The sequence below is a fragment of the Chelatococcus asaccharovorans genome (assembly GCF_003201475.1).
GTDB lineage: Bacteria > Pseudomonadota > Alphaproteobacteria > Rhizobiales > Beijerinckiaceae > Chelatococcus > Chelatococcus asaccharovorans.
The window spans coordinates 973,521-996,204 of the sequence record NZ_QJJK01000001.1 but is presented as its reverse complement, the minus strand read 5'-3'; the positions used below and the strand labels follow the sequence as shown (position 1 = coordinate 996,204).

Sequence of the window (22,684 nt, the reverse complement as noted above, 5' to 3'; positions counted from 1 at the left end):
ACATTCGCCAGGTCAACGCCAGATCCATCAGCCTTCACCCGGATCTTCACGTTGTAGTCGACAACTCGCTTCACTGGCACAAGGATCTTCATCGAAGCCAATGCTCCCTTTCCTCTCGGCGTCTATCGCCTCTATGCTGCAGCTCTGAACGTCAAAGAAGACGGCATTGACAATAGATCGGACAGCGCAACTGCAGGATCATGAATTACGGCGTAGAGCAGCAGGAGGTATTATCTTCCGACGCCATATGCGAAAGCCTCACTGAGTCTATCCAACGGATAGCTCACATATGCTTGGCAGGCGGCAAACCGCAGCCAGTCTCCTGCGCCAGCAGACTGATACAGGCGGACAACAATCCATCAAAAACCGTCTTGTCTCTATGACGTCCGATTGTCGGCAAGCAGCGCCGTTCCGGCTCATCACAGATCCCTGCCCGTGAATGGCCTATTTCATTCTGAGCGCGAACGATCCTATCGATGGATAGAGATTCGCTCGGTGCGGACGGCGTTGTCTCGCAACCTTTGCGCGATCGATCGTATCGACCGTATCTCATGCAGCGGTCAGCCTGTTAATCGCGGCGGAACTGCGCAGGGCGCTTTTCAACGAAGGCGGCCATGCCCTCCTTCTGCTCGGCGGTGGAGAACATCGCGTGAAACACACGCCGCTCGAAACGGATGCCCTCGGCCAGCGTGGTCTCATAGGCGCGGTTCACGGTCTCCTTCGTCATCATGGCGATCGGCAGGGCCATGTCGGCGATGGTCTCGGCGGTCTTGAGCGCCTCGGCGACGAGCTCCGCCGCCGGGACAATACGGGCGACAAGCCCGCTGCGCTCGGCCTCCGCGGCATCCATCATGCGACCGGTAAGGCACATCTCCATGGCTTTCGCCTTGCCGACAACGCGGGTCAGCCGCTGGCTGCCGCCCATGCCCGGCATAACGCCGAGCTTGATCTCCGGCTGCCCGAACTGCGCGTTCTCGGCCGCGAGAATGAAGTCGCACATCATGGCGAGTTCGCAACCGCCACCGAGGGCGTAGCCGGCGACCGCCGCGATCACCGGTTTGCGCGTCGCCGCGAAGCGCTCCCACTGCGCGAACCAATCGGCGGCGTACATCGCGTCGTATGACTGGTTCTGCATTTCCTTGATATCGGCGCCGGCCGCGAAGGCGCGCTCCGATCCGGTCAGCACCAGGCAGCCGATGCCCGGGTCGCGATCGGCTGCGCGCACGGCATCGATCAGTTCCGCGGCCAGCTGGCTATTGAGCGCATTCAGCGCCTTCGGCCGGTTGAGCGTGATGAGCAGGACACGGCCGTGCTGCGCTGTGATGATGGTCTCGTAGCCCATGTCAGGCGGCTCCCTTTTCCGAATGGCCACGCAGCATCTTGATGATGGCCGAGAAATCCTCACCGGCCGATCCGAGCCCAGCGAACAGGCTGTAGAGTTGAGCGGCTTCTGCGCCGAGCGGCGTGCTGACGCCGGCGGAATTCGCGGCTTCCTGCGCCAGCCGCAGATCCTTCAGCATCAGGGCCGCGGCGAAGCCGGGCTTGTAGTCGTTGTTGGCCGGCGAAGCCGGCACCGGACCGGGTACCGGACAATAGGTGGTCAGCGACCAGCATTGGCCGGATGACACGGAGGCGACATCGAACAGGGCCTGCCGCGACAGCCCGAGCTTCTCGCCCAGCACGAAGGCCTCGCTGACGCCGATCATCGAGATGCCGAGGATCATGTTGTTGCAGATCTTGGCGACCTGCCCCGCGCCGGCGTCGCCGCAATGGAAGATATTCCGGCCCATGCGCGCAAGGATGGCCTCGCCGCGCGCGAAGCTGTCCGCCGCGCCCCCCACCATGAAGGTGAGCGTTCCGGCCTTGGCGCCGCCGATGCCGCCCGATACCGGCGCGTCGAGGGAGGCATGGCCCTGCGCGGCCGCCAGGGCATGCGCCTTGCGCGCGCTGTCGACGTCGATGGTCGAGCAGTCGATCAGCAGGGCGCCAGGCGCCACCACCGTGACCAGTTCCGACCAGACCGCGATCACATGCCGGCCTGCCGGCAGCATGGTGATGACGATGGATGCGCCAACGACGGCCTCGGCGGCCGAAGCCGCGATGACAACGCCCGCCTGGGCGGCCGCCTCGCAGGCCTCCGCCACAAGGTCGAAGCCGCGCACAGGATGGCCGGCAGCCCGCAAATTGGCCGCCATCGGCCCACCCATATTGCCGAGGCCGATGAATGCGATCGTCTCGCCGGTCATGATATCCGTCTCCTCTCCATCGGGGTGGCCGCAAGCCTCCCGGCGGCCGCCCGTGAGCCATTCTGTTTCGTTACGCCGGGACATGTCGTGCGGGTCCCGGGATCGAGCGCCTCCAGATCGTACGGGCGGCAGCGACGCGGGCTTTATGCACCGCGCCCGAACACGGGCTCGGGAGCCGGGGCCAGGAAGCCCTCGATGGCACCGGAATCAACCTCGTCCAAGCTGGCCGGCGACCAGTGCGGGTTGCGATCCTTGTCGATGACCGCGGCCCGCACGCCCTCGTAGAAATCAGGCCCGCGCGTCATGGCGACCGCGGCCGCGAATTCTCGCTCCAGGCAGATCTCCAGGAACGCGCTGGCGCGCCCGAGCCGCAGCAATCGGAGCGTCAGCACGAGGCTCGTCGGCGATTTTTCAGTGATCGTCTCGCGGGTGGCCGTCGCGAAAGACGAGCCATCATCGGCAAGGGCCGCGAGGATTGCGCGCACATCGCCGGCCCCCAGCGCGGCCGCGACGGTGGCGAGATGGGCCTGCAGCGGCGTCGCCGCGACGCTGCGTGCGAAGCCGGCGACGACCTCCCCGACCGCGGCGCCGCCCGCACCCGCGGGCAGGTCCGCGAGCGCCGAGACGAGACGCGGATGGTCCTCATAGGGCATGAAGATGTCGGCAAGGCCGGCGAAGATCGCGTCCGAGGCGCCGACAGCTTCGCCGGTCAGCGCCAGATAGGTGCCCACCTCATTTGCTTGCCGCGACAGCAGCCACGTACCGCCGACATCGGGCAGGAAGCCGATGCCGGTCTCGGGCATGGCCACCCGGCTGCGTTCGGTGACGATGCGGTGCCTGCCATGCGCCGAAAGCCCGACGCCGCCGCCCATTGTGATGCCGTCCATCAGGGCGATGTAGGGTTTCGGAAAATGGGAGATCCGCGCGTTGAGACGGTATTCCTCCCGCCAGAACGTGGCGGCGTGGTCGTCGCCATGACGCACACTCTCCGCCAGGGCGCGAATGTCGCCGCCGGCACACAGGCCGCGCTCTCCCTCGCCGGTGATGAGCACGGCGGCAACGGCCGCATCCGCCTCGAATGCGTCGAGCGCCGCCGCGATCCTGCGCACCATCGGCAACGTCAGGCTGTTCAAGGCTTTGGGCCGGTTGAGCCGGATACGGCCCAACGCGCCCTGTCGCTCGACGATGACTTCGGACGATGGGTCATGCCTGTCGGTCATGGGCGGGCACCAAGAACGGAGCGGGCAATGATGACTTGCATGATCTCGTTCGTTCCTTCGAGAATCTGATGAACCCGCAGGTCACGCACGATTTTCTCAAGGCCGTACTCCGCAAGGTAACCGTAGCCGCCATGCAGTTGAAGCGCACGGTTGGCAACCTCGAATGCGGCGTCGGTGACGAAACGCTTGGCCATGGCGCACAGCTTCGTGGCATCCGGCGACTTGGCATCCAGCGTCGATGCGGCGCGCCAGAGGAAGGTGCGGGCAACCTCCAATTCCGTCGCCATGTCGGCGACGCGGAATTGCAGCGCCTGGAATGCGGCCAGCGCCTGGCCGAAGGCGTGGCGGTCGCGCAGATAGACCAGCGTCTTGTCCAGCGCTGCCTGGGCGCCACCAAGTGAGCAGGCGGCAATATTGAGGCGCCCGCCATCAAGACCCGCCATTGCGATGCGAAAGCCGTCCCCCTCGGCGCCGAGCCGGTTGGCGACGGGTACGCGCACGCCTTCGAACACGACCGTGCGGGTGGGCTGGGCGTTCCATCCCATCTTCCGTTCGTTGGCGCCGAAGGACAGGCCGGGCGCATCGCCGGGGACGATCAGCGCCGAGATCCCGCGCGGCCCCTCCCCGCCCGTGCGCGCCATCACCACATAGACGCCGCTGACGCCGGCCCCCGAAATGAACTGCTTCTGCCCATCGAGCACATAGTGGTCGCCGTCGCGTGTAGCGCGCGTTCTCAAGGCAGACGCGTCCGAGCCGGCGCCGGGCTCCGTGAGACAATAGCTCGCCAGCGTCGCCATCGACGTGAGATCGGGCAGGAAGCGCTGGCGCTGGCCTTCGTCGCCGAAAGCGTCGATCATCCACGCGCACATGTTATGGATGGAGATATAGGCGGCGATCGTCGGACAGCCCGTGGCGAGCGCCTCGAAAATCACAGCCGCGTCCAGCCGCGTGAGACCGGATCCACCGACTTCCTCGCGCACATAGATGCCCGCGAAGCCGAGTGCCGCGGCTTGCCGCAGGGTCTCCACGGGAAAATGTTTGCGTTCATCCCACTCAAGCGCGTGCGGAGCCAATTGCTCGCTGGCGAAGCGGGCCGCCATCGCGCCGATCGCCGCCTGCTCCTCGCTCAGTCCGAAATCCATGCAGCGCCTCCCGTCCGAACGCTGGCGCGTGGCGGAAGCGCCGCGATCCCCTTACCGCGACGTTATCAGCATTTTCAAAGGAGCAAATGCTGCTATTTTCACACCGATCGTGCAATTTTGCACAACAAGGACAAGCCGTGACAATAGGGACAAGCCGTGGACGCACGCAAGCCGCAGCCGGGTTGGGACGACCTGCGCCATTTCCTAGCCGTCGCGCGCACCGGCACGGTGTCGGCGGCGGCCGCACAGGTCGGGACGGAACACACGACGGTCTCACGACGCATTCGCGCTCTCGAACGTGAACTCGGCGAAACCCTTTTCCACAAGAGCAACACCGGCTACGAGTTGACGGCAGCCGGACAGCGGCTGGTGGGCGCCGCGGAGGACATGGAGAGCGCCTATCTCGCGGCGCGATCCATGGCGGGGCTTGAAAGCCAATCGGTCGCCGGCGTCGTGCGCATCGGCGCGCCCGACGGCCTCGGCGCAATCTTCCTCGCGCCGCGGCTGAAGACCCTGACTGAGCGCCATCCGCGCCTGGCGATCGAACTGATGGCGACGGCGCGTCTCTTCTCCCTCTCGAAGCGCGAGGCCGATATCGCGATCAGCCTGTCGATGCCACGGCAGATGCGGGTGGTGTCGCGACGTCTCACCGACTACCGCCTGCATGTCTACGGGACACGCGCCTATCTCCAGGACAGCCCGCCCATCCGCGTGGTCGATGATCTCAAGCACCATCCCTTCGTGAGCTACATCGAGGATCTGCTGTTCGCGCCGGAGCTCAACTACCTGAGCGCCGTACGCGCCACGATCACGCCGCGCATCCGCAGCACGAACCTGCTGGCGCAGCTTTATGCGACACTTGCGGGGAGCGGCCTGTGCATCATGCCGACCTTCATGACCGCGGATTTTCCAGATCTCATACCTGTGCTTCCCGAACGCATCGCGCTGACGCGCTCGTTCTACATGCATATCCATGAGGACAACCGGAAAGTGCGCCATATCAACGAAGTGGGAAGCTTCATCGCCGCCGAAATTGCCCGTTCCCAAGCCCTGTTCAACCCACCGGCCGCGGCGTGAGCGTCGCTCGGGGGGGATCTCTCGAGGGGATCTCTCGAGGGGATCTCTCGGGGGGATCTCTCGGGCGGGATCGGGTGGTCGACGGCCGGTCCGGCTGCCGCGATGCCGCTATCGAACCGGCGCTTCTGTCGGAATCCGCGCGTCGTTCCGGCGCACAGCCTATCGTTCGATAGGGGCCACGCGACGTGCCGTTTCCAATCCTCTGTGAAACCGGTGCGAATGTCTCCGGAACGGGGAGGACATCATGAAGCTCAGCCGAAGGACAGTCATCGCGACAGCCACAGCGACGACAGGAGTGGCCCTGTTAGGCCGGCACGGCGCCCGCGCGGCCGAGCCTATCCGCATCGGCGTTCTGATGCCGTTGAGCGGTAACGCCGAGCTCGTCGGCAACCGGCAGAAGATCGGCGTCGAAATCGCCCGGGACCAGATCAATGCCGCGGGCGGGATTCTCGGCCGGCCGCTCGAACTTGTGATCCGCGACGACAAGGGCGATCCGAACCAGGCGGTGGCCAATGCGCGCGAGCTGTCGTCGTCCGGTGTCAACCTCGTCATCGGCGCAGCGTTGAGCGCCCAGAACATCGCGGTCATCCAGGTGATCCAGTCGCTCAACCTGGTGCAGATGACGGCCAGCGCACCGCTCGACGGGCTCACGCACGAAATCTTCAACCGGAACTTCTTCCGCCTGTCCGACAACAACTACATGCGCTGTCGTTCGCTGGCCCGGGTGATGGCCGAGCGCTTCCCTGACGTTACGACCTGGGGCGGCTTCATCTCCGACATTTCGGTCGGCCATGATTCCTGGAAGCAGTTTTCGTCGGCGCTTCGGGAATTCTACCCGAAATACGCCAAGAAAGACGTGGTTCTGACCGACGTCATCGCTTCAAAATTCGGCACGACCGACTACAAGACGCAGATCTTCCGCATGATGCGGACGCCGGCGCAAGGTGTGTTCAACCTGACCTACGGCGCCGACATGATCACCCTTTGGAAACAGGCCAAGACCCTTGGACTGAGCGACAAGATCAAGGTGGTCTGCGACGGCAGCGGCGAGCTCGACCTGCCGGTCGTGCTCGGCAAGGATGGGCCGACCGAACTCTGGTCGAACCTGCATTGGTACTTCGGCAACCCGAACGCCAATAAGGTGCACCAGGATCTGGTCGCGGAGGTGAAGGTGCGGACGAAGAATGATCCGTATCCCTCCAGCCTGATCGGCCCGGCGCACGGCGCGGTGCTCTGCTACGCCGCCGCGATCCAGGCCGCCAACAGCACCGAGACCAATGCCGTCATCCAGGCCCTGGAGACTGTGGAAGTGGAGACGGCCAAGGGCAAGATCCGCTTCCGCAAGGAAGACCACCAGCAGATCGGGCCCGTGAACCTCGCCGGATCCGTGCCGACCGCCGATGGCTTCACCTTCAAGGCCAGCGTCGAGGTGCCTGGCGCGGAAATCGTCGAGCCGCCGACCCCGGGCGTTGCGCTCAAGCTGTGAGGCGCCGCTTTTGGCGCGGCTGCCTTTGGCCCCATGCCGCCCGCCGGCCGCGGCAATGGACAAGTATAGCTTGAAGGTGAGGCGATGGCGGCCACTGAGAACAGACACGAGGTGCGGCCATTCAGCCTTTCCGTGCCCGATTCCGCCCTCGCCGATCTCCGGCATCGGTTGCAGAGAACCCGCCTGCCTGATGAGGCGCCGGGCAGCGGCTGGACCCACGGCACGAGTCTTGGCTGGCTCCGGCCCGTCCTTGCCTATTGGCGCGACGAGTTCGACTGGCGCGCCCAGGAGGCGCGCCTCAACGCCATGCCGAACGGCAAGGTCCGCATGGATGGCATTGACCTGCATTTTGTCCACGTCCCGGGGTGTGGTCCGCGGCCCTGTCCGCTGCTGCTGTCGCATGGCTGGCCGGGTTCGCTGTTCGAGTTCATCGACCTCATCCCGCGGCTGACAGACCCTGCACGTTTCGGCGGTGCGGCCGAAGACGCCTTTACAGTGGTGGCGCCGTCGCTGCCGGGTTACGGCCTCTCGTTCGAGCCGGGGCAGCCGCGGTTCGGGATCGCCGCCATGGCTGATTGCTTCGCGCGGCTGATGACAGACGTGCTCGGCTATTCCCGCTTCGCCGCGCAGGGGGGCGACTGGGGTTCGCTGATCACCACGACGCTGGCTGCCGCCGTGCCCGATCGGCTCATCGGCATCCATCTCAATCTCCTGCTCCTGCCACGCGAGATCATCGCAGGGGCGGGCGGCACTCCGGAGGAGGCGGCCTTCCTCAGAGCCTATGCGCGCTGGCGCCGGGAGGAGACGGGCTATCTGTGGATGCAGGGCACACGGCCGCAGACGCTGGCCTATGGCCTGACGGATTCCCCGGCCGGCCTCGCCGCCTGGATCCTGGAGAAGTTCTACGCCTGGTCGGGCGGCCAGGCGGCACCGGACGTCGTGTTCGACCTTGATACGCTGCTCGCCAACATCAGCCTCTACTGGTTTTCCGGCGCCATTGGATCGTCGTTTTGGCCCTACTACGAACGTTTGCATGCGCCATGGCCCGTGCCGGGCGGGCGTGTATCCGTTCCCACCGCCTATGCGGCTTTCCCCGCCGAGAACCTGCATCCGCCGCGTTCACTGGCCGAGCAGGCCTTCACGGATCTGCGCCGCTGGACGCCGATGGCGAAGGGCGGGCATTTCGCGGCGCTCGAATGCCCTGATGCCTTGGCGAAGGACATCCGCGCCTTCTTTCGGCCGTTGCGCGCCGGTCTTTCCTAGAGTTCGGGAATGCGGATGCGATATCTCCGCAGCGGGCCTTCGTAGACCCGCGAGGTGATCGCCGCGACCCGACGGACGAGCCGCAGGAAATCCCGGAGATGGGGCGTCTGCATGTGGGCTTCGAGGGCCGCCTCGCTTTCCCACAGCTCCAGCAGGAAGAAGGCGCCGGGATCGTCGAGATCGACGGAGAACTGGTAGGCGACGCAGCCGGGCTCGGCCCGCGCCAGCGTCGCCGCCTGCGCCATCGCGCTGGTGAAGGCGGCGTGCGCTGCCGGCGCCACGGCGAAACGGGCGTGGATGACGATCATGGTCGCTCCGCGTCTCGGATGGGCCTGTGAGGTGCCGTCGCCGGACGCGAGGCCTCAGTAGGAGCGCGGCAGACCCAGGCTCTCGGCGATGGAATTGCGCACCATCTCGTTGCTGATCGGCGCGATGCGCAGGATGCGGTGGTCGCGCCAGTAGCGCTGCATGTCGGTCTCGGCCGAGTAGCCCATGCCGCCGAGGATCTGGATGCCGAGATCGGCGGCGTGCACGGCATTCTCCGAGGCCACCATCTTCAGCATGTTGGCCTGGATGCCGCAGTCCTCACCACGCGACTGCAGCCAGGCGCAGTAGAACATCAGCAACTCGGTCTGCTGCCGGGCGGTGGCAATGTCGGCGATATAATGCTGGATCGCCTGGAACTGGCCGATCGGCTTGCCGAAGGCATGGCGGTCCTTGGCATAGGCCACCGCGTCCTCGAGCACGCCGTCGATGGCGCCGAGGCATTGCGCACCGACAAGGATCCGCTCGTTGTTGAGCGTCGGCAGCAGCATGTACCAGGCGCGGCCGGGCTCGCCGAGCACGAGGTCGTCGGGCACGAAGACCTGGTCGTAATGCACCGTGCAGGAAGCGATGCCGCGCATGCCGAGCTTGGGCAGGGAGGTGATGGTGATGCCCTTGGACCTGGCCGGCACGAAGAACAGCGACAGGCCGTGGTGGCGCTTCTCGACGTTCTTGTCGGTGCGGACAAGGACCAGCAGGTAGTCGGCGACATGGGCGGCCGTGGACCAGATCTTCTCGCCACTGATGACCCAGCCGCCATCGACACGTTCCGCCGTCGTCTTCAGGGTGCCGAGCACGTCGGTGCCGCCGCCGGGCTCGGTGAAGCTGATCGACACGCGGCAGCGGCCTTCGGCGATGGCCGGCAGGAACTTCTGCTTCTGGGCCGGCGAACCGTAGAGGCCGATCGACTTGGCGCCGGCGAAGGACGTCAGGCCCCATGCCCACAGCAGGCCGCCGAGCGTGCGCGCCACCTCGCGGGCGAAGATGCACTGCATGGTGACGTCGCCGCCCTGGCCGCCATAGGCCTCGTCGATGCCGATGCCGTGAAAGCCCGCCGCGGCCATCTTGTCCCAGAGTGCGAAGGGGTAGTCGTGCTCGTTCTTCTCGAGTTCGCGCGCCCAGCTCTTGGGCGCCTCCGCCTCGACCCAGCGGCGGACCATGTCCCGGAAGGCGCGCTGCTCTTCGGTAAGGTCGAAATCCATGGCTTCCATTCCTGTTGCATGCCGTTGCGGCGATGGGGCTTCCGATGCGGGCGTCAAGCGCCGCGCGCTTCGTCCATCTCCGTGATGAATTGCTCGCGCAGCTTGCCGCGCTGAATCTTGGTCAGCGACATCGGCCATGCCGTCACGACCTTGACGTGGCGTGGCACCTTGAAGGAGGAGATGCGTCCCTTGCAGAAGGCGATGATCTCCTCGGCACCCACGACCATGCCGTCGTGCAGCTCGATGCAGGCGACCGGCACCTCGACCAGGCGGTCGTCGGGGATGCCGAAGACCTGGGCGAGCTTCACTGCGGGATGGCTCTCGAGATACTGCTCGAGTTCCGCCGGCGCGACGTTCTCGCCGCCGACCTTGAGCATGTCCTTGAGCCGGCCGCGGAAGGTCAGGCGCCCGGCGGCGTCGAAGTCGCCCATGTCGCCGGTCCGCACCCAGCCGTCGTCGCCGAGGGTGGCGCGCGTCTTCTCCGGGTCCTTGTAATAGCCGACGAAGGCGTTGTAGCCGCGATACTGGATCTCGCCGATGATGCCGGGCGGCGCCGGCTCGCCCGTCTCGGCGGAGACGACGCGCACCTGGTTGCCCGGCAGCGGCAGGCCGCCGGTCGTCATGCGCGTTTCCAGATCCTCCTCCGGCGACAGCATGGTGACGCAGCCGCCCTCGGTGGAGCCATAGAGCGTGATCAGCGACGCATGCGGAATGGCGGCCTGCATGCGCCGCAGCGTGTCGGGCGGCGCCACGTTCAGCCAAGCGCGGGCGTGGCTGGTGTCGGTGGCGGCGAATTTCGGATGGGTGAGCAGGTCCATCGTCAACGGCGGATAGGTCGGGTAGAGGATCGTCGGCTTTTCCCGGTCGATCTGGTCCAGCGCCTGGCCGGCCTCGAAATGGGTGGCGGTGACGAACGCCGCGCCATGGGCCAGCGTGAACACAAGCGGGCCGATGCCGGCGATGTGGAACATCTGGCAGGGGTTCCAGAAGCTGTCGCTTTGGCGGAGCCCCCAGCGGCGTCCGGCCATGACCCAGGAGCGCACCAGCGATTCCTGCGACAGCAGGGCACCGCGCGGCTGCGATGTCGTGCCGGACGTGTAGACGATTGCCGCGATGCTGCGGATCGGCACGCCCTCGCACCATACGGTCAACTGGCGATTGTCGCAGGCGCTCGCCGCGGCGGCGAAGGCCGCGGGTCCCGTCAGCCACGGACGCTCTGTCTCGCCCAGCATGACGACGGCGCGCAGGAGGGGCGCCGCGTCGAGGGCCAGCTGGCCCGGCTGCCGCTGGCTGGCGAGCTCCGGAAAGGCCTCCTCCAGGAGGGTGGCAAAGTCCACGTAGTCGCGCGTGCCGTCATAGGTCACAATGCAGCTGAGGTCCGCGTCCTTGACGAGGAAGCCGAGCTCCCACGCCCGGTAGCGCGTGTTGATCGGCACCGCGACGGCGCCGAGCATGGCGATGCCGAACAGGGTGGTGACGAATTCCGCCGAATTGGGAAACAGCAGCCCTACATGGTCGCCGGGCTTCACCCCCATGCCCGCCAGCGACCGGGCCGTCGCCCAGGCGCGCCTGGCGAGGTCGTCGTAGGTGTAGCGGGCATCGGGCAGGACGAGGGCGGTGGCCTGCGGCCAGGCCTCGCGGCTGCGCAGCAGGACGTCGGCGAGCGTCACCGGGATCGGCGGGCGCGCCGCCGGAAGCGGGACGTCACCCTCCGCTATGGCATCATTGGACATGCGCGGCCTCCTGGCGCTGATCATCGCTGTGCCGCGAGCGGCGTAAGGGGCGACACGGTGGCGATCATGGTGTGCAGCGCCATTCCCGAAATGTGGCTGCGCCGTGCCGCCGGAGCACCTATCTCTTGATAGGACGGGTGGCAGGCCGCCACGGCCTTTGCGGCATGGGCAAGGGCCGGTTGCCGGTGCTGTCCAACACCCCGTTGTGCGAAGGTTCGCGCGACCGCCTATCCCAAGACAGGTGGCGGCGCGCAATGCGCCGGGCCTATTCTGTTTCGGCTAAAGTAAATCCGGCTTAGACGGAATCGTCCAATACCATCTAAGCTTGTGAATTTTCTCATCAATTTTTGAGCGGAGCAAGTCCGCGACAGGCGGACTTACTCCAGACGAACGTCCGGGGTGCTTTGGCGTTGGGTGAGGCAGGGAGACGGTGATGCAGGACGGCGCAGTACTCGTGATCGGCGGAAGTGGCGGCCTCGGTGAGGCTATCTGCCGGCGCATGCCGCTGGACTGGCCGGCCATGGCCTTTACGTATTTCGGCAATGCCGCAAAGGCGGACGCGCTGAAGTCGGACCTGCCGGCAGAATGTCGCGTCGAAGCCATGCGCGTGGATACGCGCAGCGAGACCGATGTCGCGGCCGCCATCGCCCATGCCGATGCGATGCCGGGCGGCCTGAGAAGCATCGTTTATGCCAGCGGCGCCCCGATCCTGCAGCCCTATGTCTCGCAGATCGACCAGGACCAATGGCTGCGCGTCGTCGAGATCGAGCTGCTCGGCTTCACACGACTCGTGCGGCTCTCGATCCCCGTCCTGCGCAAGAACGGCGGCGGCAGCTTCGTCAGCGTCGTCTCCTTCGCCAACTACTGGTTCCCGCCCGGCGACGCCATCTCGGCGGTGCCGAAGGCGGGCATCGAGGTGTTGACACGCGCCGTCGCCAAGGAAGAAGGCCGCTACGGCATCCGCGGCAACTCCGTGGCCCCCGGCATTATCGACGCCGGCCTCGGGCACAGCCTGCAGGATAAGGTCCATACGCCGGAGGTGTGGGCACAGCAGAAGAAGCGCGTGCCGCTGCGCCGCTTCGGCGAAGGCGCCGAGATCGCCGAAGCGGTCGCGTTCCTCGCCTCCGACCGGGCGTCCTACATCACAGGCCAGACGATCATCGTCGATGGTGGCCTGCGGCTGTAACGGAAGGCGCCCGTATGGGCAAAGCTCATGCCGGACGCAGACCCTGGGCCACGCCGTGAGCAGCCGGCTCATCGCTGTACCCAGTCGCCGTGGCCAAGCCCGCCCCGGACAGCCGGGGCGGGTTGGCTGGCTCAGAGCTTGATCGGCACGCCCGGCGTGGCAGGCTCGACGATCTCCGCGCCCGGAACCTCGACATAGTCCTTGAACTGGTGCCCGGTAGGCGTTGGCACGCTGCCAAGGATATTCACGGGGCCGATCTGCTGGTGATCCTCGGGACGAAAAATAATGGTGCCCTTGGCGGTTTCCACCTTCACCTTTTCAAGGGCCTCGATGATCGCCGGCGTCGCCGTGCCGTTGGCGAGCGTGATCGCAGCGGCATAGGCAAGAACCGCTCCATGCGCCGGGCCGATCAGGCTCGACGGGTTCTTGTCACCGGTCCGCTTCTCGATCTCCGCGACGAGGGCTTTGTTCACTGCATTGCCGTTCGGATTGCCGAAGAACCAGTGGAGGTTGGACCAGAGCTGCTTGGGCATGTCCTTGCCGAGAATGACCGGCAGGTCAAGTTCCCCGCCGGCGTCGGCGACGACCTGCAACTTGTCGCTGAGCCCCAGTGTCTTGGCCTGTTTCCACAGGGTGATCATGTCGGCGCCGATCGTGACGTTGAGAACGCCCTGGGCCGGCGATTGCAGCACGCGGAAGATCTGGGTCTTGTAATCGGTCGTCCCGAATTTGGCGGTCGTGACGTCGAGGATCGTCACGTCCCGCTTTGCATAGCGCGGATAGAACTCGCGCAGGCCCGCCGTGAATTCCTTCCAGGAATCATGGCCGACGGAGAAGTCGGATATCAGCCCGCCCCACACCGTGACGTCAGGGAAACGCTCAGCCATCACACGCGCAAGTCCGCGGCAACGCATGAAGTTATTGTCCGCGAGACGGAAGAAGTTGCGATTGAACAACTCGTGGGTGAGTGGATCGAGGGGCGAACTCGGGGTCATCATCACGCCGTTCAGCGACTGGATAACGCCGATCAGCGCGATATTGAGCGCGCTCAGCGACGCACCGATGATCAGATTGACGCCGGAAGACGTGAGTTCCCGAGCGGCCGCCACCGTGACGTTCGGATCGCCCTTGTCGTCGCGGAAGACGATCTCGAGCGGGCGTCCCAGCACACCGCCGGCCGCATTGATCTGATCGCGGGCGATCTCGATCCCGAGCTTCTGTTTGTTGCCGACCAGTTCCGCGGTGCCACTCAGTGGCAGGATGGCGCCGATACGGATCGGTTCGGCGGCGCGAGCCCGCCCCCCGGCCAGGGTCGTCACGCCGACGGCCGCGGCCGCGCCGATAAGCGCTTGTCTTCTATTGACCTGCATTTTGTCGTTTCCCCTTATCGTTTCTTGCGTTTCAATGAACATTGGGACAATGGTGCGCTGCACGTGAGACCTCCCTCGGACAGCGCTAGCCTTCAACCGGCAGACCGATGTCGTCGTCGCAGGAAGGCGATCACGGCCGGAAGGAAGGCTGCGTTGCTGTCGCCCGTGATCATATGCGGGATGCCAGGTACTTCCTCGACCTCCAGCGTCGGCAGCAAGGCGCGGAAATGCTCCACGTCCTGCGCGCGGACGAGCTCACTCATCCCGGCGCGGACCAGCAGAACTGGCACCCTGACGTTGCGCGCCGCCTCCTCCATCAGGATCTGTTCGGAGGGTGGCCGCACGAACCGGCTGTCGGCCATGCGCGGGTCCCAGCGCCAGAACCAGCGACCATCGGCGTCCTGACGCAGGATGCGGGCGAGACCGGACACGCTGGAGCGTCGCGGCCGCTTCATGAAATCGGCAACGGAGTCGGCGCATTCCCGCACGCTGTCAAAGCCCTCGGCGCTGCGCTGCAAGAAGGACCTGATGAGCGCGACCCCCGATTCATCGTTCTGCGGGGTAACGTCGATGAGCACGGCACAGGACACCAGCGCTGGCAGGGCAACGGCTGTGAGCAAGGCGCTCTGGCCGCCTCGGGAGGCGCCGACGACCGCGACGGGTCGTGGATCGTCCTGCGCCAGCAGGGTGACGACCTGCGTGAGATCCTCCGCCCAGTGCTCCAGCGCATAGTTGCCGTCGGGCGCCCAGTCGCTGTCGCCATGCCCGCGCATGTCGATCGCGATCGAGCGATAGCCAGCCCGGCTCAGCATCCCGACGCCGACATCCCAGGCACGGCGGCTCTGGGCGCCGCCGTGAACCAGCAGCACGCGCGGGCCGAGCGGCGGTCCCGCGAACTCGGCGGCCAAGGCGAAGCCTCCGCGCAACGGCAGGCGAACCACAGGCTCCGCCTGCGTCGCCGACGCGGAAGACTTGGGGCTCGGTGACATCAAATGCCGTTCTCCTCCGCTTTGCAGACGCCCCGCTCCCCGCCGCTAGAGCAAATCCGAAGGGACATGCCCTATTTCATCCACCTTGGACTTGTCCTATCGCGGCGGTGCGGGATGCCACTTGCCGTCGTCGTGGCTCTCGTAAGGCTTGGCGACTTCGACGAGCACGCCATGGGCGCTGCGGTGCGACACCCAGCCCCATTTCTGCCAGCTCATGGTGGGATCGCTCGAGATCTCGCCCACGGTCTCGATGCCTTGGCCTCGCAAGGTCTCGAGCGAGCCCTCGACATCATTGGTCGTCAGGCAGATATGGTGGACATGCTCGCCATGTTTCTCCAGGCGCTGGTACAGCGGCGTGCCCGGCGCGGGTTCTATCATCTGGATCTCGGCGCCGTGTTCGGAGACGAAGGTTGCCCAGCGCATCTTGTCGGCGCCGCCCTCGAAATCGTCGTAGCGCACGAGCTTCCGGTCCAACTGCCTGGGATCGAGCACGCCCAGGATCTTGGTCCAGTCCTCGACAGCCTTGTCGAGATCTTTGACGAGCAGGCAGATATGGGCGAAAGGGCCGCTTGGCATACGAAGGCTCCGGTTGCGGCGCGTGGGTGACGCGCGGAATTTCAGAAGGCGGGCTGTGTGACGACAGCGGGGCCGCTGATCACGGCGCCGCGGTCGGGCGCCTTCAGCCACATGTCGCAAGTCGTGATGCGCAGGTCGCCCTCGATCGCGACGGCGGTGACCGTCCCCCCCGCCTCGACGGTCTCCCCGCCGTAGACGTTATCGAGGAAGCGCATGGCGAGGGACTTGACCGTGCCGCCGGGAAAGGCGGCGGTGAGGGCGTTGATGATATAGGCGACATTGGCCGGCCCCTGATTGATCACCCGGTCGCCGAGCCCTTTGGCGCGGACGATGTCGGCATCGAGATGGATCGGGTTCGGGTCCTTGAGGAAGACCGCCCAGGTCTGCATCGCGGCCGGGTTCACCTCGATCACGAACGGCGGGATGGCGGCACCGACTGGCAGCGTCATGCGAGCTCCCTCCGGGGCAGCACCCAGATATTGGTGGTTTCAAGCGCGGTGCTGCCACCCGGGTCGATGAGGCGCAGCCGGTACGCGAGCACATCCATCACACCGAGCTTGCGGCTCGACTTGCGGTTCAGGCTGACAATCTCGCCGGTCACCCGATAAGGCAGGCCGGTACGGAGCGTGCTCGCGAATTCCACCTGCGACGACCCCATCATCGGCCCGTCATCGACATCGAAATCGCAGGCAGCGCATAGCCCCGCCACCGTCTTGCCCATGCCGACCTGCGTGGCGATGTAGTAGTAGATCGGGTGGGCTTTGCCGTCCGGGTCCGGCACGGCGTTCACCGAGGCGCAGAGCCGGCGGTTCTCGTCGGCATCGATGACATAAGGCTCCGTGCCGTCAAGGCTGGTGCCCGCCACATCGGGCGGAGGCGGGAAGCTCATATGCAAATCCCCAATCACAACAGATCCGTCGCATGGAAGCCTTCCATGGTGCGCCGCCCGTGGCACCTATCCCACGATAGGGCAGCGCCTTTCAGGCCGCGTCGCCGCCGAACCTCAGATCGCGATCACCACCTTGCCGAAGGCATGGCCGTTCTCCAGATAGAGAAGCGCCTCGCGCGACTGGTCGATGGTAAAGGTCCTGTCGATCACCGGTTCCAGCCGGTGGGCCGTGATGAAGGCGAGCATGGCGGTGAAATCGACGAGGTCGCCCATCGCCGTTCCCGACACAGTGACGTGGCGCAGAAACAGGTCCGGCGCCGCCATGGTCATCGTCGGGCCGCCTGTCGAGCCGTAGATCACCACGCGGGCGCCTGCCCGCAGCGCGCGGCTGTATTCGGCAAGGCCCGCGGCTGGCGCGCCATCGAACACCACGTCAAGACCGCGCGAGGCCTCCTGTAACGCCTTGCGCCAACCCGGCTCGCGGTAGTTGAAGCCCGCCGCAGCGCCGAGCGCGGCCGCCCGCGCGAGGGTCGCGTCGGACCCGCTCGTGACATAAACCGCGGCGCCCAGCGCCCGCCCGAAGATGAGCGCGAACGTCGCGACGCCGCCGCCAACACCGGTTACGAGGAGTGTCTCGCCGCTCTGGAGCGCGGCCCTCTCCGTGAGCCCGCGCCAGGCGGTGATGCCGGCGGTCGGCAGTGCTGCCGTCTGTTCAAAGGACAGATGAGCCGGCTTCGCGAAGACGGTCGTCGCCGGTACGCAGATCTCCTCGGCGATCGTGCCGGGAAGCGGCATGCCGAGCATGGCGAAGCTGCGCGCCGGAAAACGGCGGTTGTCGCCCCAGCCGTCGCCGGGATAGAGAACGACCTCCTGCCCGACCAGCGCCGGATCGACACCCTCCGCCACCTCCGTCACAACGCCCGCCCCATCCGCGCCCATGACGCAGGGCAATTTCATGCCGGGGTAGAGCCCGCGCGAGATCCAGAGTTCACGATGATTGAGCGAAGCCGCCTTCAGCGCGACGCGCACGCAGCCGGCGGTGAGCACGGGCCGGGGCTCGTCGCGCACCACGGCGCTGTCCGGCCCCGCTGTATCTGTGAGGACAAAAGCTTTCATAGGCTTCTCCATTCGCGCGCTGAGCGTCTTCGCGCCGCGCGCCGAAACTGACCGCGAGCGGGCGGCACGCGCCCCCCGGTTGAACGCAAATGCGCGAAGCCGTGTGTCAAGCCCGTTCTGCACCGTCAGGGGCCGGGTAGAACGGCTCATTCTCCGCAGCCCGTCGGCGCAACGCCGGCGTTGGCTCGAAACGGCTGCCATAACGCTGGGCGAACCCGTCGCATTGCGCGACGAAGGCCTCAAGCCCGACCGTGTCGATGTAGGAGAGCGTACCGCCTGTCCAGCTGGGGAACCCCCAGGCGAGAAGCGAGCCAAGGTCGCCATCGGCAGCGGTCGTCAGCACGCCCTCCTCCAGGCAACGGGCCGTATCAAGCGCCTGAATCGCGAGCAGCCGGTGGCGAATTTCGGTGATGTCAGGCTGGTCGGCGCGTACGGGATAGATGTCCGCCAGTCCCGGCCAAAGGCGCTTGGGGCCGTCCTGCGGATAGTCGTAGAAGCCGCCACCGGATTTGCGTCCGCCACGGCCTGCCGCAAGCATCCGCTCGAGAACCGGCGTGCCGCACGGCCTTTCGAAAGCCTGGCCAACCTCCGCCTCGGCCTGGCGGATGATCTTCATGGGGAGTTCAAGCGTCACCTCATCGGTGACCGCCAGCGGGCCCACGGGAAAGCCGGCAAAACGCGCGGCATTCTCGATGAGGGCCGGGGCGATTCCCTCGCCGAGCATGGCCATGCCTTCATGGATGAAGGTCTGGAAGACGCGGCTGGTGTAGAAGCCGCGGCTGTCGTGGACCACGATCGGCGTCTTGCGCAGGAAGGCCACGAAGTCGAGCGCGTGAGCAAGCGTCTCCTGGCTCGTCCGGCGGCCGAGGATGACCTCGACGAGCGCCATGCGATCGACCGGCGAGAAGAAGTGCAGACCGATGAAGCCTTCGGGCCGCTGAGAAGCCTCGGCGAGACCGCTGATCGGAAGCGTCGACGTGTTGGAGGCGAAGATCACGTCGGGGCCGGCCACCGCCTGCGCCCGCCGCGTCACGTCGGCCTTCACCGCGGTTTCCTCGAACACCGCCTCGACGATCAGTGACACGCCGGCAAGTGCCGCGAAATCCTCGCCTGGCCTGATCCGCGAGAGGATGTCGTCGGCCTGAGTCTCACTGCGCCGGCCGCGCTCAACCTCGCGCGCCAGCGTCTTCTCCGCGAAGGCCTTGCCCTTGTCGGCTTCTGCCTGGCTGCGGTCTATCAGCACCACTTCGGCGCCCGCCACCGCCGCCACATAGGCGATACCGGCCCCCATCATGCCGGCGCCGAGCACGCCGACCCTGGCAAAATTCGCCTTGGGAACGCCGGCCGGTCGGCTGGCGAGCTTCTCCGCTTCACCCTTGCTGACAAAGGTCGTGCGGATGATGTTGCGCGCCACGGGGCCGGAAAGCAGTTTCGCGAAATATTTGCTCTCCACCGCCAAGGCCTTGTCGAACGGCAGCTGAATGCCCTCGAACACCACGGACGTGATGGCCGCCGGCGCGGGATCGTTGTGGAAGGTCTTGGCGGCATTCGCCGCTGGCTGCATGGAAAACAGGGCGGCCATGCCCGGGTTGAGGAGACCGCCCGCTTCCGGCGCGGCATAGCCCTTTCGGTCCCAGGCGCGGACCGGATCGGGCGCTCCCATCAGCCAGGCTTTCGCCGCCGTGATGAGGTCCCCGGGAGGCACGACCGCATCGACGAGCCCGGCCTTCAAGGCCTCGGCCGGACCAAGCGCCGCCCCGGAAAGCAGCAACTCCAGGCCCTTCTGCACGCCGATCAGCCGGATCAGCCGCTGGGTTCCGCCGGAACCGGGCAGGAGCCCGACCTTGACTTCCGGCAATCCGACGACCGCCTTCGGATCGTCGACCAGCAGACGGTGGTGGCAGGCGAGCGCCAGTTCGAAGCCACCGCCGAGGGCGAGGCCGTTGAGGGCTGCAACAAAGGGCTTGCCACAGGTTTCGAGACGGCGGTGCATGCGCGTTGGCGCTTCGCTGAAGGCGAGCGCCTCGGCCTTGCTGAAGCCCTTCGATAGCAGTTTGAGATCGGCCCCCGCCATGAAGGCCTTCTTGCCAGAGGTGACGATCGCGCCTTTCACTGCCGGGTCCGTGGCCACCGTCTCGACGGCCGCGGCGAATTCCGCCAGCCATTCCGGCGACACGAGGTTCATCGTCTCCGCCGCGTGGTCCAAGGTGATGAGCGCGATGCCATCGGCGTCGATGGTCAGCGTTAGATGGTTCATGATGATGTCTCGTGTCGCGGCTCAGGCCGCAGAACTGGCCGGAACGCGTCTCAGACGCGCTCGATGATGGTGGCGGTCCCGAGACCGTTGCCAGCGCACAGCGTCACGAGCGCGGTTCCAAGGCCGCGCCGCTCCAGCTCGTCCAGCACAATGCCCGTGATCATCGCACCGGTGGCACCCAGGGGGTGACCCATGGCAATCGCCCCGCCGTTGACATTGACCTTGGCGTGGTCGAGCTCGAGTTGCGCCATGAAGCGCAGAACCACCGAGGCAAAAGCCTCGTTGAGTTCGAAGAGATCGATATCCGACACGCGCATGCCGGCCCGCGACAGGCATTTGCGCGTGACCTCGGCCGGCGCTGTGAGCATGATCGTCGGCTCGCTGCCGATGGAGGTGAAGGCACGCACCCGGGCACGGGGCTTGAGGCCTGCCCGCTCGCCGAAGGCCCTGCTGCCGACCAGCACCGCGGCCGCCCCATCCACGATGCCCGACGAATTACCGCCGGTATGGACGTGGTTCACGGCGGTGAGCGCGGGATATTTCTGCATGCCGACCAGATCGAAGCCGGCCTTCTCGCCCAGCGCCGTGAAGGCCGGCTTGAGTGCCGCCAACTGCTCCAGCGTCGTTCCCGGACGCATGTGCTCGTCATGGTCGAGCAGCACGTCCCCGAGTACGTCGCGCACCGGCACGACCGAGCGCGCAAAACGCCCCTCTCGCCAGGCCTCGGCGGCACGGCGCTGGCTTTCGACTGCGTAGCTGTCCACATCTGTCCGGCTGAAGCCGTCGATACTGGCGATCAGGTCGGCGCCGATACCCTGCGGCGCGAAATAGGTGTCGTAGGCGACCGTCGGATCGGCGGTCCAAGCCCCGCTGTCAGCGCCCATAGAGACGCGCGACATGGATTCCACGCCGCCGCCGATGGCGGCATCCGCCGCTCCCACCATCACCTGTGCGGCGGCGTTGTTGACGGCCTCCAGCGCGGACGCGCAGAACCGGTGCACCTGCTGGCCTGCGACGCTGTCGGCATAGCCTGCGGTCATCACCGCGGCGCGGCCGATATTGCCGCCCTGCTCGCCCACCGGCTGGGCACAGCCGAGGATGACATCGTCGACCAGCGCCGTGTCGAGGCTGTTGCGGTCGCGCACAGCGCCCAACATCTGCGCGGCGAGTTGCACCGCCGTCACTTCATGCAGGGCGCCGTCAGGACGACCCCGGCCGCGAGGCGTGCGCGCATGGTCGTAAATAAAGGCTTCGGTCATTGGCATGATCCAGGATCTGAGGCCCGCGCAGGGCATTCCATCCCCCAATGCCGCAGCGCAAAATGGGCCGCACCTACCAAAAGAAAGGTTGGCCTCGCCGGCAGGCGGCACCATGATCGCCGCAGTGTTCAAAGTCCGTCGGGGAACCCCGTTGCCAAGGACCTCGTTGCCAAGGACCTCGTTGCCAGGAAGTCTTGCTCACCCGATGCCGCAGTTCCTCGTCGATACTCCCCCGCCGTTCAACACCCCCGTGGCGATTGCCGACGACCTGCTCTGGGTCCGTGTGGCCATCCCCTACAGCCTCGATCACGTCAATATCTACCTTCTGCGCGACGGTGATCGCTGGACGGCCATCGACGCCGGCGTCGACGATGCGCGCACCCGCCAGGCGTGGGGCGAGATCCTCGCCCCACTCGGTGGCTTGCGGAGCCTTGGCCGGGTCATCCTTACCCACTTTCACGCCGACCATGCCGGTGCGGCGGGATGGCTGCAGAATGTCTCCGATGCGGCGATCCTTACCTCCCGGGGCGAGTGGGACGCGCTGGTCGGAAGTGCTGAGCCGCAGCCCGCCGACAAGGCGGACCGCTTCGAGGCGCATCTCCTGCGCATGGGCTGCGATCCGGACGAGGCGCGGATGCTGCGCGAACGTTCCGAGCCGATCGATTCCAAGATGGGGCCGCTGCCCGAGGCACCGGTCATGCTGGATGACGAACCGGCTATTGCCATGGCGGGAACGGCGTGGCAGGTGCTGTCTGGCCCCGGCGGCCATTCGCCCGCTCCCCTCAGCCTCGTCAGCCCCGGGCGCGACATCCTGTTGCCCGGCGACCAGATGCTGCCGGGCCAGTCACCCTTCGTGGGCACGCGGCCCGAGGAGCCCGGGGAGACGCCGCTTGGCGACTATCTCGACTATCTGGCGCTGTTCGACGGGCACGTCGGAGCGCGGACCCTGGTCTTGCCCGGGCACGGCCTGCCGTTTCGCGGGGCACCCGACCAGTTGCGCGAGACGCGCGCCCACCACGCCCGGCGCTGCGCCAGCCTGGTCGAGGCCTGTGCCGGGCGACCGATGACGGTGCGGGCTCTGCTCGACGCGCTCATCCCCCATACGAAGCTGGGCATGCTGCCCCTGCGCATCGCCGACCTTCTGTCGCATGTGAACCTGCTGCGCCGCACCGGCGAGCTGGAGCCGGTGGACGAAGGCTGCGTCGTCACCTGGCACGCCACGCCCGTATCCGCCCGGCGGTTCGCGGAGATCGCCGGCTAGGCAGGCGCCGGCAGCGCAGGCTGTGGTATCGCTCTACTTGTGTCGCGCGAATGAATACTGCAGTCTTCGTGGGAATTACATGCGCGGG

The 22,684-nt window shown here is 66.4% G+C and carries 20 protein-coding genes and 1 pseudogene; 5 read left to right on the top strand and 16 right to left on the bottom strand.

Annotation, left to right across the window (positions count from 1 at the left end; genetic code table 11):
- The 5 genes and pseudogenes from C7450_RS04685 to C7450_RS04665 form a co-directional block, all read right to left on the bottom strand.
- A pseudogene (locus C7450_RS04685) lies at positions 1–92 on the bottom strand (electron transfer flavoprotein subunit beta/FixA family protein); the annotation flags it as partial.
- Positions 93–568: 476 nt separating this feature from the next.
- Positions 569–1,342 (bottom strand): enoyl-CoA hydratase, encoded by a 774-nt coding sequence (locus tag C7450_RS04680; RefSeq protein WP_110373163.1) that lies wholly within the window; start codon positions 1,340–1,342, stop codon positions 569–571.
- 1 nt (position 1,343) lies between these two features.
- Entirely contained in the window at positions 1,344–2,246 is a 903-nt protein-coding gene (gene mmsB / locus C7450_RS04675; RefSeq protein WP_110373264.1) for a 3-hydroxyisobutyrate dehydrogenase, read from the bottom strand.
- A gap of 143 nt (positions 2,247–2,389) precedes the next feature.
- Positions 2,390–3,466 carry an enoyl-CoA hydratase/isomerase family protein gene (locus tag C7450_RS04670; protein ID WP_110373162.1) on the bottom strand — a complete coding sequence of 359 codons (1,077 nt, stop codon included), beginning with the start codon at positions 3,464–3,466 and terminating at the stop codon, positions 2,390–2,392.
- Complete coding sequence (locus C7450_RS04665) at positions 3,463–4,608, bottom strand: isobutyryl-CoA dehydrogenase (RefSeq protein ID WP_110373161.1); 1,146 nt, start codon at positions 4,606–4,608, stop codon at positions 3,463–3,465. Before C7450_RS04665 ends, C7450_RS04670 begins: the two co-directional genes overlap by 4 nt.
- Before the next feature lie 156 nt (positions 4,609–4,764).
- On the opposite strand from C7450_RS04665, the gene C7450_RS04660 reads away from it, so the two are divergent.
- From C7450_RS04660 to C7450_RS04650, 3 genes are all read left to right on the top strand, one after another.
- On the top strand, positions 4,765–5,685 hold the full coding sequence (locus C7450_RS04660; RefSeq protein WP_110373160.1) for a LysR family transcriptional regulator: 921 nt from the start codon (positions 4,765–4,767) through the stop codon (positions 5,683–5,685).
- 244 nt (positions 5,686–5,929) lie between these two features.
- Complete coding sequence (locus tag C7450_RS04655; protein WP_110373159.1) at positions 5,930–7,171, top strand: ABC transporter substrate-binding protein; 1,242 nt, start codon at positions 5,930–5,932, stop codon at positions 7,169–7,171.
- 84 nt (positions 7,172–7,255) lie between these two features.
- Positions 7,256–8,434, top strand: coding sequence for an epoxide hydrolase family protein (locus C7450_RS04650; RefSeq protein ID WP_110373158.1), 1,179 nt, complete (start codon positions 7,256–7,258; stop codon positions 8,432–8,434).
- Here the strand turns inward: C7450_RS04650 and C7450_RS04645 are convergent.
- From C7450_RS04645 to C7450_RS04635, 3 genes are read right to left on the bottom strand one after another with little or no spacing between them, the layout of a single operon-like run.
- A complete protein-coding gene (locus C7450_RS04645; protein ID WP_110373157.1) occupies positions 8,431–8,742 on the bottom strand; it encodes a putative quinol monooxygenase in 312 nt (103 codons plus the stop codon). The two genes, C7450_RS04650 and C7450_RS04645, sit on opposite strands and share 4 nt — an antisense overlap.
- Before the next feature lie 54 nt (positions 8,743–8,796).
- On the bottom strand, positions 8,797–9,960 hold the full coding sequence (locus C7450_RS04640; protein WP_110373263.1) for an acyl-CoA dehydrogenase family protein: 1,164 nt from the start codon (positions 9,958–9,960) through the stop codon (positions 8,797–8,799).
- A gap of 53 nt (positions 9,961–10,013) precedes the next feature.
- Positions 10,014–11,693: a class I adenylate-forming enzyme family protein gene (locus C7450_RS04635; RefSeq protein ID WP_170147048.1), complete on the bottom strand. Its 1,680-nt coding sequence runs from the start codon at positions 11,691–11,693 to the stop codon at positions 10,014–10,016.
- A 433-nt stretch (positions 11,694–12,126) separates the two neighbouring features.
- On the opposite strand from C7450_RS04635, the gene C7450_RS04630 reads away from it, so the two are divergent.
- Positions 12,127–12,879, top strand: a complete 753-nt coding sequence (locus tag C7450_RS04630) for an SDR family NAD(P)-dependent oxidoreductase (RefSeq protein ID WP_110373155.1) — start codon at positions 12,127–12,129, stop codon at positions 12,877–12,879.
- Positions 12,880–13,010: 131 nt separating this feature from the next.
- Here the strand turns inward: C7450_RS04630 and C7450_RS04625 are convergent, their stop codons facing one another.
- The 8 genes from C7450_RS04625 to C7450_RS04590 all read right to left on the bottom strand — a co-directional run bounded on the left by C7450_RS04625 (position 13,011) and on the right by C7450_RS04590 (position 21,335).
- Positions 13,011–14,249 (bottom strand): ABC transporter substrate-binding protein, encoded by a 1,239-nt coding sequence (locus C7450_RS04625; RefSeq protein ID WP_170147047.1) that lies wholly within the window; start codon positions 14,247–14,249, stop codon positions 13,011–13,013.
- Between the two features lie 92 nt (positions 14,250–14,341).
- Positions 14,342–15,238 (bottom strand): alpha/beta fold hydrolase, encoded by an 897-nt coding sequence (locus C7450_RS04620; protein WP_110373153.1) that lies wholly within the window; start codon positions 15,236–15,238, stop codon positions 14,342–14,344.
- A 96-nt stretch (positions 15,239–15,334) separates the two neighbouring features.
- Complete coding sequence (locus tag C7450_RS04615; protein ID WP_210206358.1) at positions 15,335–15,814, bottom strand: VOC family protein; 480 nt, start codon at positions 15,812–15,814, stop codon at positions 15,335–15,337.
- A gap of 41 nt (positions 15,815–15,855) precedes the next feature.
- Positions 15,856–16,263: a MaoC/PaaZ C-terminal domain-containing protein gene (locus C7450_RS04610; protein ID WP_110373152.1), complete on the bottom strand. Its 408-nt coding sequence runs from the start codon at positions 16,261–16,263 to the stop codon at positions 15,856–15,858.
- Entirely contained in the window at positions 16,260–16,703 is a 444-nt protein-coding gene (locus tag C7450_RS04605) for a hypothetical protein (RefSeq protein ID WP_110373151.1), read from the bottom strand. Before C7450_RS04605 ends, C7450_RS04610 begins: the two co-directional genes overlap by 4 nt.
- Before the next feature lie 114 nt (positions 16,704–16,817).
- Positions 16,818–17,819, bottom strand: coding sequence for a zinc-binding dehydrogenase (locus tag C7450_RS04600; protein WP_110373150.1), 1,002 nt, complete (start codon positions 17,817–17,819; stop codon positions 16,818–16,820).
- 106 nt (positions 17,820–17,925) lie between these two features.
- Positions 17,926–20,076: a 3-hydroxyacyl-CoA dehydrogenase NAD-binding domain-containing protein gene (locus tag C7450_RS04595; RefSeq protein ID WP_110373149.1), complete on the bottom strand. Its 2,151-nt coding sequence runs from the start codon at positions 20,074–20,076 to the stop codon at positions 17,926–17,928.
- A 50-nt stretch (positions 20,077–20,126) separates the two neighbouring features.
- Entirely contained in the window at positions 20,127–21,335 is a 1,209-nt protein-coding gene (locus C7450_RS04590) for an acetyl-CoA C-acetyltransferase (protein ID WP_110373148.1), read from the bottom strand.
- 205 nt (positions 21,336–21,540) lie between these two features.
- Here C7450_RS04590 and C7450_RS04585 point away from each other — a divergent pair, with 205 nt between their 5' ends.
- Positions 21,541–22,596, top strand: a complete 1,056-nt coding sequence (locus tag C7450_RS04585) for an MBL fold metallo-hydrolase (protein ID WP_170147046.1) — start codon at positions 21,541–21,543, stop codon at positions 22,594–22,596.
- Positions 22,597–22,684: the final 88 nt, after the last annotated feature.